At 71.8% G+C, this 14,496-nt stretch carries 12 protein-coding genes; 2 read left to right on the top strand and 10 right to left on the bottom strand.

Going from position 1 to position 14,496, the window contains the following annotated elements:
• Positions 1-50: 50 nt before the first annotated feature.
• On the bottom strand, positions 51-605 hold the full coding sequence (locus BMW88_RS34815) for a TetR/AcrR family transcriptional regulator (RefSeq protein ID WP_089959400.1): 555 nt from the start codon (positions 603-605) through the stop codon (positions 51-53).
• A 191-nt stretch (positions 606-796) separates the two neighbouring features.
• Between BMW88_RS34815 and BMW88_RS34810 the strand changes: the two genes are divergently transcribed.
• Entirely contained in the window at positions 797-1,318 is a 522-nt protein-coding gene (locus BMW88_RS34810) for a cupin domain-containing protein (RefSeq protein WP_089959397.1), read from the top strand.
• Positions 1,319-1,384: 66 nt separating this feature from the next.
• On the opposite strand, the gene BMW88_RS34805 is transcribed toward BMW88_RS34810, so the two are convergent.
• The 6 genes from BMW88_RS34805 to BMW88_RS34780 form a co-directional block, all read right to left on the bottom strand.
• Positions 1,385-2,038, bottom strand: a complete 654-nt coding sequence (locus BMW88_RS34805) for a trimeric intracellular cation channel family protein (RefSeq protein ID WP_089959395.1) — start codon at positions 2,036-2,038, stop codon at positions 1,385-1,387.
• 92 nt (positions 2,039-2,130) lie between these two features.
• Complete coding sequence (locus tag BMW88_RS34800; protein ID WP_089959392.1) at positions 2,131-2,838, bottom strand: alpha/beta fold hydrolase; 708 nt, start codon at positions 2,836-2,838, stop codon at positions 2,131-2,133.
• Between the two features lie 329 nt (positions 2,839-3,167).
• A complete protein-coding gene (locus BMW88_RS34795) occupies positions 3,168-6,134 on the bottom strand; it encodes an AfsR/SARP family transcriptional regulator (RefSeq protein WP_245778267.1) in 2,967 nt (988 codons plus the stop codon).
• A 142-nt stretch (positions 6,135-6,276) separates the two neighbouring features.
• Positions 6,277-7,221, bottom strand: coding sequence for a sensor histidine kinase (locus BMW88_RS34790; protein WP_089959387.1), 945 nt, complete (start codon positions 7,219-7,221; stop codon positions 6,277-6,279).
• Complete coding sequence (locus BMW88_RS34785; RefSeq protein WP_245778261.1) at positions 7,218-8,069, bottom strand: MEDS domain-containing protein; 852 nt, start codon at positions 8,067-8,069, stop codon at positions 7,218-7,220. Before BMW88_RS34785 ends, BMW88_RS34790 begins: the two co-directional genes overlap by 4 nt.
• 291 nt (positions 8,070-8,360) lie before the next feature.
• Positions 8,361-9,938, bottom strand: a complete 1,578-nt coding sequence (locus tag BMW88_RS34780; protein ID WP_089959381.1) for an FAD-dependent monooxygenase family protein — start codon at positions 9,936-9,938, stop codon at positions 8,361-8,363.
• Positions 9,939-10,123: 185 nt separating this feature from the next.
• Between BMW88_RS34780 and BMW88_RS34775 the strand changes: the two genes are divergently transcribed.
• On the top strand, positions 10,124-10,453 hold the full coding sequence (locus tag BMW88_RS34775; protein WP_089959378.1) for a hypothetical protein: 330 nt from the start codon (positions 10,124-10,126) through the stop codon (positions 10,451-10,453).
• 212 nt (positions 10,454-10,665) lie between these two features.
• On the opposite strand, the gene xynC is transcribed toward BMW88_RS34775, so the two are convergent.
• From xynC to BMW88_RS34760, 3 genes are all read right to left on the bottom strand, one after another.
• A complete protein-coding gene (gene xynC, locus BMW88_RS34770; RefSeq protein WP_089959376.1) occupies positions 10,666-11,934 on the bottom strand; it encodes a glucuronoarabinoxylan endo-1,4-beta-xylanase XynC in 1,269 nt (422 codons plus the stop codon).
• A 219-nt stretch (positions 11,935-12,153) separates the two neighbouring features.
• A complete protein-coding gene (locus tag BMW88_RS34765) occupies positions 12,154-13,077 on the bottom strand; it encodes an SDR family NAD(P)-dependent oxidoreductase (protein ID WP_089959373.1) in 924 nt (307 codons plus the stop codon).
• Entirely contained in the window at positions 13,074-14,270 is a 1,197-nt protein-coding gene (locus BMW88_RS34760) for a zinc-dependent alcohol dehydrogenase (RefSeq protein WP_089959370.1), read from the bottom strand. The genes BMW88_RS34765 and BMW88_RS34760 overlap by 4 nt, the downstream gene beginning before the upstream one ends.
• Positions 14,271-14,496 lie beyond the last annotated feature (226 nt).

The following is a 14,496-nucleotide window of genomic DNA, read 5'->3' as shown; positions in this document are numbered from 1 at the left end:
CCCTTCGGGCACCGATGAAACCGGCGATCAGCCCGGCAGCGAGCGGACCGTCACGGCGATCGGCGGGCCGCGGTCAGGAAGAGGTCGATCTGGCGGCCCGCCACGACGGGCCAGTCAGCCACTCCGGGAAGGGGCACGGCGATCAGCGAACCGAAGACGATGACGTCGTGCGCCCTCAGATCCGCGCGCAAGGTCTTGTCCGCGATGCCGCGCTCCACCATCTCGCGCACGCGGTCCCACACGCTTTCGTCGAGACGCCGGTATTCCGGATCGCTCGTCTTCGGCGCACCGTGATAGGGCAGGAAGAGCTCGGCGCCGTGCCGCACCGTGCGCACGAGGAACTCGCGCACCGCGTCGAGCCCGGACAGCTCCCGCGCCAGGATGTCCTCCACCAGCACCAGAACCATGCCGATGGAGCGCACCTGCAAGGCGTCCAGCAAGGCGTTCCGATCGCGGAAGTGCCGGTACAGGGTGCCGATGCCCACTTCGGCCTCCTGCGCGACCACCGCCATCGGTGCCGTGATGTCGCGCTGCAACGTGCGCAAGGCGGCCACGAGGATCTTCTCGCGGTTGGCGATGCCGTCCTTGCGCGGAGCCCGGCTCACCGCTCACCCGGGTGGGACGTCGTGCCGACCCGGTGGTCGATCAGCGGCACCGCGGTGCCCTCGGCGGCGAACGGATCGAGCGCCATCCCGACTCCTCCCTGTTGCGACTACTATAGCGGAGGATATCGTCCGCTTAAGCGCGCTGCCGTTCGGCCACCCGGCCGAGAACCAGCCCAGGAAGGAAAACCGGCATGACGATCCACGAGCACGCCCCCATTCCGGACGACGACCCGGCCCGGTCGCTGACGGTGGTCAGTCCCGGCGACCCCGGAATCACCCACCTGTCGCTCGCCGGCGACACCTACGCCGTGCTCATCACCGGCGAGCAGACCAACGGCCAGTACTGCCTGATCGACATGCACGTGCCCGACGGCGGCGGCCCTCCCCCGCACCGGCACGACTTCGAGGAGATGTTCACCGTCCTCGACGGCGAGATCGAGTTCACCTTCCGCGGCGAGAAGCACGTCGCGAGGGCCGGGTCCACGGTGAACATCCCGGCCAACGCCCCGCACAACTTCCGCAACGTCTCCGGCGCGCCGGCGCGGATGCTCTGCATGTGCACCCCCGCCGGTCAGGACGAGTTCTTCCGGCGCGTCGGCGACGAGGTCGCGAGCGAGGACGCACCTCCCCCGCGGCTCACCGACGACGAGGTGGCCGAGCGCCGGCGGCGGGCGACGGCACTGGCCGCGGAGTACCGCACCGAGATGTCGTGACGCCGGAAGGAGTCCACTTCGGACAGCCGGCGCCGGGACCGGCGAAGGCCCCGGTGCCCGGCGGGTTCACCGCGAGGTCTGCCGGGACCTCAGCGCGCGCTGTTCGGGGAACGTCCAGCCGAAGCGGACCGCGGCCAGGCGCAGGACCGTGGTCACGACCACGCAGACGACACCCGCGACCGGAATCGGTGTGCCGAGCACGACGAGCACGACGAGCACTCCGGCCCCGGCCCCGGCTGCGACCGCGTACAGGGTGCCGACCCTCAGGAAGGAGATCGGCAGGCTCAGGATGACGTCGCGCAGCATCCCGCCGCCGATGGCCCCGATGATGCCGGCGACCAGCGCCCCGGCTTCGCCGGTGCCGAGCGACAGCGCCTTCGAGGCCCCGATGGCGCCGAACAGCCCCATGACGACCGCGTCGAGGCCGGTGATCAGCCAGTCGACCCGCGCGAGGACCGGTTGCAGCGCCATGCCGAGGAGCGCCGAGGCGCCCGCCACCACCAGGTACCAGTTCCGCCAGAGCACGACGGGCGGCTGGTTGAGCACGATGTCGCGCAGCAGGCTGCCCCCGAGCGAGACGGCGAGGCCGATCACGACGACGCCGACCACGTCGATGCGGCGGTGCCGCTCGCCCGCGGCGAACAGGGCGCCCTGCAGACCCCCCAGGCCCGCGGCGAGGAGCTCGATCCACAACGCCACCTGGAACGGCATGACGGACATGCGGGTCACACTCCGGGAGCTGGGGAAATCGGGGGAACACCGGGCCGGCTCGCGGAGCGCGCGAGCCGGCCCGGGGCTGGGACGGCCGGTGGTCAGCCGTTGGCGGCGGCGTTGCGCGCGGCGGTGGCGATGACGTCGGCGACGGTGCCGGGCTGCGTGGCGTACACGGCGTGGCTCGCCGCGACCTCGGTGATCTCCGCACCGATGCGCTTGGCCATGTGCTGCAGCATCGCCTGGTCGAACGCCTTGTCATCGGTCGCGATGACGGCCCAGCTCGGCTTGTCGCGCCAGGCGGCGTTCTGCACCGGCGTCGAGAAGACCGACATGTTGATGGGCACCTGCGTGTCGCGGAGGAACGCGGCGTCGGCGTCGCTGGTGTCCGCCGCGAAGCCGGCCTTGAACTTGTCGCGGTTGATGAAGCCGTAGCCGTCCTCACCGATGTCGATGACGAACTCCGGTGTCGGGCCGAACCCGTCGTACTGCTGGGCTGTCGTCTCGCCCGCGTCGGGCGCCAGCGCCGACACGTAGACCAGCCCGGCGACCTTCGGGTGCACTCCCGCCTCGGTGATGACCGTGCCGCCCCAGGAGTGGCCGACGAGGACCGCCGGGCCGTCCTGCAGGTCGAGCACGCGGGTGGTCGCCGCGACGTCGTCCTCCAGCGAGGTGAGCGGGTTCTGCACGATCGTGACCCGGTAGCCCCTGGAGGTCAGCTCGTCGTACACACCTCGCCACCCCGAACCGTCGGCGAACGCGCCGTGCACCAGCACGATGTTCTTGATCTCCGGACCGCTGCTGGTCATGAGGCTTGTCCTTCCGCATGCCGCGCCGGCGTCGCCGGAACGGGTCGAGTGGGTCAGTGCATCCGGCGGCGCGTCTGCCGCCGGATGCCCCCTGATGGGAACTAATATATTGGATATTACCCGAAAGCGCCAGTCCCCGACGGCGGCCGCGGCCGCGCTTCGACCGGGCCTTCTCCGAACGGGTGCAGCAGAACACGCGCGGAAGCGGCCAAAGCCCAGCTCAGAGCACAAGGCACTTGAGTGCACGGCTTCGAGCACTGAGGAACGTTGACGTTGACATGCGCGCTCGGCCGGGCATGTGCCGCGAGCGATCCGGGAGCGCCGTGCGCCTATGCCACCCCGGGGTGGGTCTCAGGCCACACGGCCCGATTCCGGTCGCGCACGTTGACCATGTCGGTCACGACGCCGGCACCGTCCACGAGGGCGGTGGCGATGGAGTCGAAGACCCTGACGCTCTCCACGAACCACACCGCGTCCGGCCGGTCGTCGGCCAGCACGAGGTCGATGGAGCCCAGCAGCCGGTCGACCCGGCCGCCCTCCGACGCCCAGAAGTCGCTCCCGGCCTTCGGCGCCGCGAGGAAGCTGCGCAGCCGCGCGAACGCCTCCCGCTGCACCGGCACCGCTCGATCGGGCCGGCCCGCCAGGAAGAGGGACCGGGCGAGCGTGAACATCGCCAGGCTGATCTTCTCGTCGAGGAAGGCGGCGTGGTGGTCGTCGAAGATCTCCATCTCGCGGAGGATCCTGATCTCCCGCTCGTGGACCTCGACCGACTTCCCGTGCTCACCCAGGCGGTCGTGCGCGTCGCTCAGCATGTCCAGCCGGAAGACGAGCTCGGCGACCGGAGCGCTGTCGTCCTCGAAGCCGGAGATCTCGCCGATCAGGCCGATCGCCTCCCGGTACTCCCCCGACCTCATCTTCGCGAAGGCGACGTGCATCAGGACCGTGCCCTGCGCTGCGCGCGGTCCCACCTCCCGGAAGATCGCGCTCGCCTGCTCGGCGTGGGCGAGTGCGAGCTCGACCCGGTCCAGGGCACTGAGGTTGGCCGAGGCCTGCAGGTGCGCGTAGGCCTGGGCGCGGCGGTCCCGGCCCGACCGCAACGCCTCCACCGCCGCGTCCAGGTGCCGCACCGCGAGCTCCGGCCGGCCCGTCCGGAAGGCCGCCCTGGCGAGACCTCGCCGGGCGTGACCGGCACCGACGTCGTCGCCGATCCGCTCCGCGGCCCGCAGCGCGACCTCGTTGATCCTGGTCATCGAGCTCCACAGGCTCTTCCAGTCCAGGTAGAAGCGGAGGTGCCAGGCGATCCGCCAGCAGTGGGCCTCGAAGCCGGACTCCGCGGCGAGGTCGACCAGGGCCACCAGGGTGTCGTGCTCCGAGGTCAGCACCTCCAGCGCCGCCCTGCCGCCGGACACGGGCCGGGGTGACACCCCCGGCGCGAGTTCCGGCAGCTCCGGCACGTCCCGGGCGGACGACAGCGCCACGGTCGCGCTGCGCGTCACCACGAGGTAGTGGTCGAGCAGCCTGCGGCGCGCGGCCTGCCGCTCGTCGGCGTCGCCGGTGCCGGCGAGCAGTTCGGCGCTGTAGTCGCGCAGCAGGTCGTGCCAGCTGAACCTGCCCGGCCGGTCCTCCACGAGCAGGCCGACCGCGACCAGCTCGCGCAGCAGGACCTGCGCGCGGGGCGGCGGCAGCCCGGCCACGCTCGCGACCGCGGCGGTGCCGGTCTGGCTCAGCGGCAGCACCGCGAGGAGCCGGAACAACCTCGCCGCCTCCCGGTTCAACGCCCGGTACGACCACGACAGCACTGAACGGACGTCGCTGCGCGGGTCGTCGCCGGTGAGGAAGTCCAAGCCGAGCTCCGCGTGCTCGGCCAGCTCGCGGGAGAACTCGGAGAGGCTCAGCGCCGGGTTCGTGGCGATCCTGGCGCTGGCCACCGCGAGCGCCAGCGGCAGGTGTGCGCAGGTCGCCGCGATCGACCGCACCGCCGCGGACTCCGCCGCCACCCGCCGCTCCCCGAGCCGGCGCGCCAGCAACGCCACCGACTCCGGCATGTCCAGCAGCCGCATCCCCATCATGTGCGCGCCGGTGGACGCCACCAGCCCGGTCAGCGCCGACCTGCTGGTCACGACCACCAGGCACCGCGGTGAGCCCGGCAGCAGGGGCAGCACCTGCCCGCTGTCCCTGGCGTTGTCCAGGACCACCAGGACGCGGCGACCGGCCAGCACACCGCGGTACAGCGCGACGAGCCCGTCCACCCCGTCCGGCCGTCCCGCCTTCGCCACCCCCAGCCCGTCCAGCAGCTCGCGCAGCACGTCCGCGGGCTCCCGGACCGCCCCCTCCGCGTCGAACCCCCGCAGGTTCACGTAGAGCTGCCCGTCGGGGAACCGCGGCGCGATCCGGTTCGCCCACTGCACGACGAACGTCGTCTTCCCCACTCCCGCCGTGCCGTGCACGACGATCGCCGGCTGCGCGGAACCCTCGTCCAGCCGTGCGTCGAGCTCGCGCAGCTCGCGCTCACGACCGGTGAAAACCGCCAGCGGCGCCGGCAACGGCGTCGGCCGCACCGGTCCGGCGGCTGCACCCGGCGGTGGAGCCGGGCCGGCTCCCACCACCCGCCGGTGCCACTCCCGCAACGCCGGGCCGGGATCCACCCCCAGCTCGTCCTGCAACGTCACGCGGATCCGCTCGTACACCGCGAGCGCTTCGGCGGGACGACCCGACTGGTGCAGAGCGCGCATCAGCAGCTCGTGCGACCGCTCCCGCAACGGCTCCGCCTCCACGACCACGCGCAGGCGCTCCACCACCCCGGCGTGACCACCCCGGCCGAGCTCCAGCTCCGCCCACGACTCCGCGGCCTGGACCCACAGCCGCACGACACGGCGCCGCTCCCGCCGCGCCCACGCGCCCTCGACGCCCGCCAGCGGCCGGTCCCGCCACTCCGCCAGCGCGGTGCGCAGCAGCTCCGCACGACGTTCCGGATCGGCCGCGGTGTCCGCGGCCCGCACGGCGCCCAGGAAGCGCCCCAGGTCCACCCGCCCCGCCGCGAGCCGCACCCGGTAGCCGTTCCCGGCCGAGGTCGGCACCGGCTCACCGGACTCGTCCCGGCCGAGCACCCGGCGCAACCGGTAGACGTACGTGCGCACGGTTCCGCGTGCCGCCGGCGGGGCGTCCTCGCCCCACATCGCCGCGATCATCTCGGTGACGGGTACCACTCGCCCGTCCGCCAGCAGCAGGACCGCCAGAGCGAGCTTCTGCTGAGGGGAGCCCAGGTCGAGTTCGGCGTCGTCCCGCCACGCGCGCACGCCGGTCAAGACGCTGAACGTCAGGCCGCGAGGACCAGGGCCGGCCCCTCCGGCGCCGGCGTGTGGCGCTGGGGTCGTCGATGCCGACGACTTCGCACGGTGCATCCCCGCCCCTGTTCCTTCCCGCCTCGGACGACAGCTCTCAAGGAGCGAGGCGCAGGAAGACGTGCGTGGTCGTCCCGTGCGGAGCGGTGTGGACGCGCACCAGGTCGGCGAGTTGGTTGATGAGCAGCAGGCCGCGGCCGCCGTACTGCTCCAGGGTGGCGGGGCGGCGCCCGGCGAGCGGATCGGTGAGGTGGCCGTCGTCGCGGACCGTGCAGACGAGGTAGCCGCCGTCCTGCCAGATGCTCAGCAGGCAGGAGCCGCCGGCGTGCCGGAGGCTGTTGACGACGAGCTCCGTGGTGATCAGCGCGAGGTCGGCGGTCCTGGCCCCGGACAGGCCGAGCCGGCCGGCGTGCTCGGTGGCGAAGCGGCGGGCGCCGCGGACGTCGACGGAGGCGCCGACCTGGAGCGTGACCGCGTCCGGGGCGACGGCGAAGGGCTGGTTGTAGCGGTCGACGACGGCGCCGGGGGCGTAGCGGTCGCTGCCGTAGCGGCCACCGGTCTCCCACACCAGCGGGTGGGTGGCCAGCGCGTCGACCACGACGTGCTCGTCGAGCGCGGCGGTGTCGTAAGGACAGGCGATGGTCACGTCGCGCCCGGCGAAGGCGAGGTTGATCAGGGCTTCGTGCTGGGCGCAGGCCGGGTACTCGACGTCGGTGCGGCCGGCCCAGATCGGCTCACCGATGATGCGCACGTGCTTGCCGGGATGGCGGTCGGCGAACCGGCGCAGCACGGCGGGGATGATCCGGCCGGGGTTGCGGCCCTCGACCTCCATGTCGAGCAGCAGCACGTCGCCGGCGGCGGAGCCGAGGCCGTCGCGCAGCAGCCGCAGCTGCCGGGCGGGCACGGAGGCGGCGACCGGCTGGTCCCGCTCCAGCCCCTCCAGGACGAAGGGCACGAGCAGGCGCAGGTACTCCTCGTCGGAGGCGTAGAACACCGCGGGGTGGACGAAATCACCCAGAGGGGGAACGTCGGTGATCGTCATGCGGCGCGCTCCACTCGGACGTTGGTGAGCTCGAGCAGGTCCGCGAGGATGGACACGCCGGGCCACGAGGTGCGCAGCACGACCGACGCACCGCGGTCGGCGGCGTGCCGGGACAGGCGCAGCAGGTTGCGGTGGTCGAGGAAGGTGAGGCCGGTGGCGTCGAACACCAGCCGCCCGTCGTGGGGACGGAGGTCGGCGCGGTGCAGCGCGAGGGTGAACAGGTCCTCGCTGAGCTGGTCCACCTCACCCGCGAAGGCGGTGGCGCGGTCGTCGGCCGCGTGCAACCGGAAGCCGGGGATGGAGGCGTTCGTGCTCGGGTGCATGCAGGCCAGCTGCGCGAACGCGTGGTCGTCCACCTCGTCGGCGGCGTAGGCGCACATCGCCGAGAACGGCCGGGCGAGCATGTACCGGTCGATCCGGTGCTCGTAGCGGCAGAAGGCGTCGAGCTGCTCCGGGCTGCGCACCAGCGAGGTGCAGTCGGCCGCGACGCGCAACCCGGCGAACCCGGCGGCCAGGGCCGCGTCCGTCGCCTCGGCATAGGTCCTGACCTGCGTCGCGGGCTCGACCACTGCCCCGACCGAGTAGGTGGTGTCCAGCGAGGCGACCTGGGCCGCCCCGGTCGCCAGCGCTTCGTGGATCCCGTCGATCCCGCCGAGGTCCTCCACCAGGACGTCCGGGTCACCGGTGCCGACGTAGCAGACCCGGTAGCCGAGGGCCAGCCCCTCGGCCAGGAACTCGCGGGCCCGGTCGTGGAAGTCGTGCTCGTCGCGGTACCGCCAGCACACGTGGTCGTGGGGCCCGAAGCCCCGCCCGTGCCCGGCGAACCCCGACCTGCGTTCGCGCGCCACCTCAACCACCTCTCCCCTGCGGTGCGACCACCGCCCCGAACGCCGGTCCGGCGCGAGGCGGCAACACATCACCCGGTCGCGACGTGCCCGCCCGCGGCGTGGGAACCGGCCTGGGCCGGATCGAGCCGGGACGCGTGTTGTCGGCGCGTCTCCCGGTAGAAGATACTCCGGTCGGAGCAGGGCGGAGCGGCGACGCCCGTGGCCTGGAGCGATCAGCGCCGACCCGGCCCGCGCGTCCCCCGCCGGCGCCGTCGCCGGGTCCGGGAAGCGCCGCGGCCCCTGGTCCGCCGCCTACGACACGAGGGAAAGCCCCCGCCGCCGCATGGGCTCGCGCACCGTCACGGGCTCCGCGGAGGGCACCTCGACCTCCTCGCCGCCGATCTCGCGGGTGATCCACGCCCCGGACTCCACCATCACCTTCAACGTGCGGGTGTCCATGGCGTTGATGCGGCCGTAGTACCACTCGTCCGGCGCCAGCGGGCCCATCCGGTCGCCCAGCCGCTCCTTGATTCCCAGCACCCGGTCGAACAACGTCTTCACCAGGGCGGCGCGGTCGAACGGCCCCTGCAGGCCCTCGCGGATGCGGTCCTCGATGCCGCGCGGCACGCCCTCGGAGTCGGGCATGAGCATGGTGGTCCACGCGCGGGACTTCTCGCGGTACTGGAGCTGCTGCATGATCCCCTCGTGCGCGGCGAAGTCGGCGGCGCGGAAGGACTCGCCCCGCCGGCGCTCCTGCAGGGTCACGGCCAGCGACAGGGCGCTCTTCAGGCCGGTGTTCAGGCCGCGGCCCGGCCAGAAGTGCAGCGAGTTGGCGGCGTCGCCGAGCAGGAAGCCGAACGTCGACGGCGCGAGCTGCGCGGTGAACTTCGACATCTGCTGCATGCCCAGCGTGAACGAGTTGATGCCCACGACGTCCGCCACGCCGACGCCGAAGAAGCGCAGGCCGTCGAGGATCCGCGGCCACAGGTAGGACAGCTTGTCGACCGACGGCTTGAACACCGCGCGGTGGCGGTCGCAGACGAAGCGGCCGCCGGCGGGGCGCATGGAGCAACCGAACCGGCCGATGCACGCCACCGGGCCGTTCTCGCCGAGTGCGACGATCTCGGAGGCCTCCTCGGCGGTCAGGCGCATGTTGATGAAGCCGCCGCCGAGCGAGTTGAAGAGGAACCTGTTCTGCCCCACCGTGAGCGGCACGGTGTGCTCGTCGGGCACCTTGGCGGTGACGCGGATCCCCAGCACGCGCTCGTCGAGCGGCGAACCGTCCACCGAGAACAGTTCGCGGCTCGGGGTGCCGAAGTGCGCCGACAGCGCGTCGCGGGTGGCGGAACGGGCGCCGTCGGCGATGGCGAGCACGTGCAGGCCGTCCCACTTCGCGGGCGGGGTGTAGGCGCCGGGCACGACCTCGATGCCGTAGACGTCCTGCGCCATGTCGAGCAGGCAGTCCTCGATCCAGCGGATCTTGATGTTGCGCGGCCGGCCCTTCGACTCCGGGGAGTCCGGGCCGAGCGGCCACATCTCGGAGAACTTGCCGGGCGCGAAGAGGCGTTGCCGCACGGCCTGGGGCAGCGCGGCCCACACGTTGCTCTGCAAGGTCACGACCTGCTCGCGCCGGTTGTTGCCCTCGGCGGCGCCGCGCCACACCACCCGGTCGCCGCGGCGCGTCCAGCGCCGGTCGTGCACGCGCAGCGAGACGGCGTCACCGAGCAGCGACTTCAGCGTGCAGGCGAACGCGAGGCCGACCGGGCCGCCACCCGCGACGTCCACCCGCAGCGGCGCGGTCCGGCGCAGCGGCACGACCTGGCCACCCTGCTTCGGCAGCAGGACCGTCGGGCCGCTGCGGCCGATCAACACCGTCTTCTCGTCTGCCATGACCGTCCCCCTGTTTCCCGTTCGACGGCGGGAACACGTGGTGAGACGGAGAGCGGTTCAACGAGTTCGGAGAAATCTTCCGAGGCGCGCGACCCGGAGGCGGGAACGCGTCACCCGGCCGGGGTCGGCACTCGTCCGTGCGCGACACTTGCCCGGACTTCCGAACGGCGAATCCGAGGACTGACGTGGGCGTCGACGTCTTGCTGATGAGCGTGGAGCAGAAGGGCACCAGCCCGAAGCGGCGCCAAGTGCGTCCCGTGGAGATGGTCCTGGACCCGCTGGACCGGTTCTCCCGGCTGTGCGCGACGAGCCGTCGTCCGATGCTCGGCCGCGTGGACCCGTGCAGGACGCTGGTCCTGACCCGGGCCGACATGCCCCAGTTCATCTCCGAGCTGGAGGCCGAGCTCACCGAGCACGACGACCGGGAGACGCGAGATCTCCTGGACCAGGTGCTCGGACTCGCACGGCGGTGCCAGGCGCGCGACGCGCACGAACTGCACCTCGACGGCGACTGACTTCCGGGCAGAGGGACCGGGTTCTCACGCCGAGTGCTCCGTCCAGCGCAGGACCCCGATGGGGTTGATCAGCCGTAGGCCGATCCCCGCACCGGGGTCCTGCGCTCTTCTGTTGTGACGGCAACGGTTCCCACGTGTCGTCAACCGGTGTCACGAACCGCGTGACGCAGGACCGACGACCGCTCCCCCGAAGGCACCGGTGAACGGCAGCCTCAGTTCAGGACGAACGTCCTGATGCTGCGGGCAGGCAGCTGAGCGTTGAAGGACCCGTTGGACACGGTGAAGTCGTTGTAGTGCGCGAGGGTCGCGCTCGCGCTCGTCAACCAGGTCGAGACCGTCGCCGAACCGGTGTCCCGGATGGTGAACACGTGGTCCACCGGCGACGTGTTCTTGTTGACGGCGACGATCACGATCCTGGCGCCGCTCCTGAACGCCGAGATGTAGACGTTCGACTGCGGGTTAGCGGTGGCGGTGATCCGCGAGAAGCCGGGGCGGACCCACTTCGAGAAGTGGGCCATGTTGGCGCCGCGCTTGCTGATCTGCCCGTCCTCGCGCATCGGACCGTAAGAACGGCGGATGTACCACCACACATAGGTCTGGAACCGGCCGTCCACCAGCGCGCGGTGGATGTGCTCGCCCACGTCGAGCGCCTGCGGCCACAGGTCGGCGGAGTCGCTGCTGTTGGGGTGGTAGACCTCGGTCATCCACAGCTCTTTGCCGGCGCCCTTCTGCCGGAAGAGCGGGTAGGGGAAGTCCGCGGGCTGGGTGCCGTAGAGGTGCGCGCCGATGATGTCCACGTTCGCCAGCGCGACCGGGTCGTTGAGGATGGGGTCGGAGAGGTTCTTGCGGTACTGGAACGACTCGGGGGCGATGACCCTGGTCGTGATCGAGCCCGCGTTCTCGCGCAGGAACCTGACGATCTCGGCGGGCGTCCAGGCCGTCCACTCCTGCGCGTAGTCCGGCTCGTTCTGGATCGAGATCCCGTACAGGTTCACCCCGTTGTTCGCCATGAAGGCGACGAAGTCGTTCAAGTGCTGCGCATAGGCGCCGTAGGAGGCGTACCGCAGCCGCCTGCCCCCGGAGAAGCTCTCGGTCATCGAGGCGGGCGGGTTCCACGGCGAGGCGATGACCTTGGCCCCGAGCTCGACCGCGCGCCGGGCCGTGGCGACCTCGCGGCTCCAGTTTGCGCGGTCCTCGTGGACGGGGATGCGCAGCACGGTGAACCCGAGCTGCCCCGCGCCGTTGCCGAACGCCGTCTCGCGCTGGGCGGCGGTGAGATCGTTGATCCAGACGGTGTGGTTCATACCGCCGAAGCCCAGGATCGTCTGCTGCACGTTCGACGGCTCGACGACCACCGAGGTGGCCGCCGCGGCGGGCGTCCCCGCCGCCAGCACCGGTAACGCGGCGCCCGCCGCCAGCAGGGTCCGCCGACGCAACGGCTGGGAGTTCCCACCCTCGGGTTGGTCTCGACGTGCTGTCATGACATCTCCCTGTGGTTGATCTCGTCCCGGGACCAGGACACCTCGGATGTCTGGCCGGGTCGGCGGTGCGGCCGGACGAGATGCCCCATCTCCCTTCCTCGCGCTCGTAGCTGGCAGGTTCATCCTGCCTGGGAGCGCTCCCAGAGATCAGTCGTAACAGTGACATGTCGTGCAGTCAAGACAACCATTGATCGGATGTGTCGAATTCGATTTGCAGCGCTATCGCACCGCCGGACGTGGTGCCGCCGGTCGCCTGCGCCGCTTGGCGGGCCACCGGCCGTGCGTCTGCTCCAGGGCCGGGTGCGGTCGGAAGACGTTGCCCGGTGTCGGCGGGACCGTCTTCCCGGTCAGCGCCGCGAGGCGGAACAGAGGCCCGGCGAGCAGGTCGTAGAGGCCGGGCAGGAGGCGGAACGCCGTGATGATGAAGGGGTTCGCCGGGCCGACCGGCACGGAGACGTGCCGCCGCGGACGGCCGGTCACGCGGACGATCGCGGCGGCGACCCGGTCCGGGCTCAGGACCGGGACCGGCGGCCGTGTCGCGCGACCGGTGTAGTTGGCGGCCTGGTCGTACACCGGCGTGTTGATGCTCCCAGGACTCACGATGCAGATGTGCACTCCTGGCTCATCACGAGTTTCTTGCTGCAGGGTGCGCAATAGAGCGCGCTGGCCCCACTTGGCCGTGGAGTAGGCACCCATCTGCGGAACGGTGATCGAACCGAGCAACGAGTTCACCCCGACGAACACTCCGGCGTGCTGGCGGCGCAGCACCGGCAGGACCGCCTGGGCGAGGTGCAGCGTGCCGTGGATCGCGGTGTCCACGACCGTGTTGAACACCTCTACGGGCATCGCCTGCACGGTCCCGTACCCCATCACCGTCGCACTGTGCACGACGACGTCGACGCGGCCGTGCCGGTCCAGCACCTCCGCGACGATCCGGCCGGCGCCACCGGGATCGCCGACGTCGTCGACGACGACGTCCACCGCGGCGGCCCCGGCCGCCCGGCAGGTCTTCTCCGCGGTGTCGAGCGCCTCGCCGCTGCGGGAGACCAGCACCACGGCGTCCCCCCGAGCGGCGAACGCCACGGCGGTGGCCAGGCCGATCCCGCTGCTGGCACCTGTCACCAGCACCACCCTGGCGGTCATGGGCTCAACACGACCTTGATGCAGCCGTCGCTCTTGGCGCGGAACATCTCGTAGCCGTGCGCGGCCTCGGCGAGCGGGAGCCGGTGCGTGGTCAGGTCCAGGGTGCCGAGCGGATCTGCCGGGTCGAGCACCAGCGGCAGGATCTCGTCGGTCCACCGGCGCACGTGGGCTTGGCCCATCCGGAGCTGGATGCCGCGGTCGAACATCTCCATCATCGGCATCGGGTCCTGCTCACCGCCGTACACCCCGGACACCGACACCGTGCCACCGCGGCGCACCCCCTTCATGGCGGCGTGCAGGGCGTCGAGGCGGTCGAGGGCGAACTTGTCGGTCACCTTCCTGGCGAGACCGTCGGGCAGCAGTCCGGTGGCCTTCTGCGCCGCGGCGACCAGGCCTCCGCCGTGGGCCTCCATGCCGACGGCGTCGATGGTGGCGTCCGGGCCGCGGCCGTCCACCATGTCGATCAACGCGGCGGCCAGCTCGCCGGGACCGTCGAACCGGTCGAGGTCGACGGGCTCGGCGCCGTGCCGCTCGGCCAGCGCGAGGCGTTCGGGAACCCGGTCCACGCCGATGACGCGGCCGGCGCCGAGGTGCCGCGCGATCCGGACGGCGAACTGCCCGACCGGGCCGAGCCCGAGCACCGCCACGGTGCCGCCGGGCGGCACGTCGGCGTAGCGGACGGCCTGCCACGCGGTCGGCAGGATGTCGGAGAGGAACAGGAACTGCTCGTCCGGTGTGCCGTCGGGGATGACGATCGGCCCGAACTGGGCCTGCGGCACGCGCAGGTACTCGGCCTGACCACCGGGCACCGAGCCGTAGAGCGAGGTGTAGCCGAACAGGCTCGCGCCCTTGCCCTGACCGCGCACCTGCGTCGTCTCGCACTGGGCGAACAGCCCACGCTCGCACATCCAGCAGTGACCGCAGGAGATGTTGAACGGCACCACGACCCGGTCGCCCACCTTCAGGTGACCGCGCGCACCGGAACCGACCTCCTCCACAACGCCCATCGCCTCGTGGCCGAGCACGTCGCCCGGTTCGAGGTAGGGCCCGAGCACCCCGTACAGGTGGAGGTCCGACCCGCAGATGGCGGTCGAGGTCACCCGGATGATCGCGTCGGTCGGTTCCTCGATGCGCGGGTCCGGCACGTCGACGACCTCGACCTGCTCGTTGCCCTGCCACGTCAGCGCCTTCACGACTGCGGCACCTCCCCCACCAGCGCGGCCGGCTCGGCGCCACCGGCGTCCGCGACCGCATCGAGAACGCACCTTGCCGCCGCTGGGCGGTTGTTCTGAGTCATGCGACTTCCCCTCACGGCTGCTCGTTGACACGACAGCAGTACCCGAGGAATCGACTCAGAAACGTTTCACCCCCGATCGTGAGGCTCGCGGCGACCGGCCCCACCCGGCCGGGCGGTTCACT

Origin of the sequence: Lentzea xinjiangensis, assembly GCF_900110955.1 — a bacterium.
GTDB lineage: Bacteria > Actinomycetota > Actinomycetes > Mycobacteriales > Pseudonocardiaceae > Lentzea > Lentzea xinjiangensis.
Note: the sequence above shows the minus strand (reverse complement) of the source record. Positions and strands in the feature narration are given on the sequence as shown.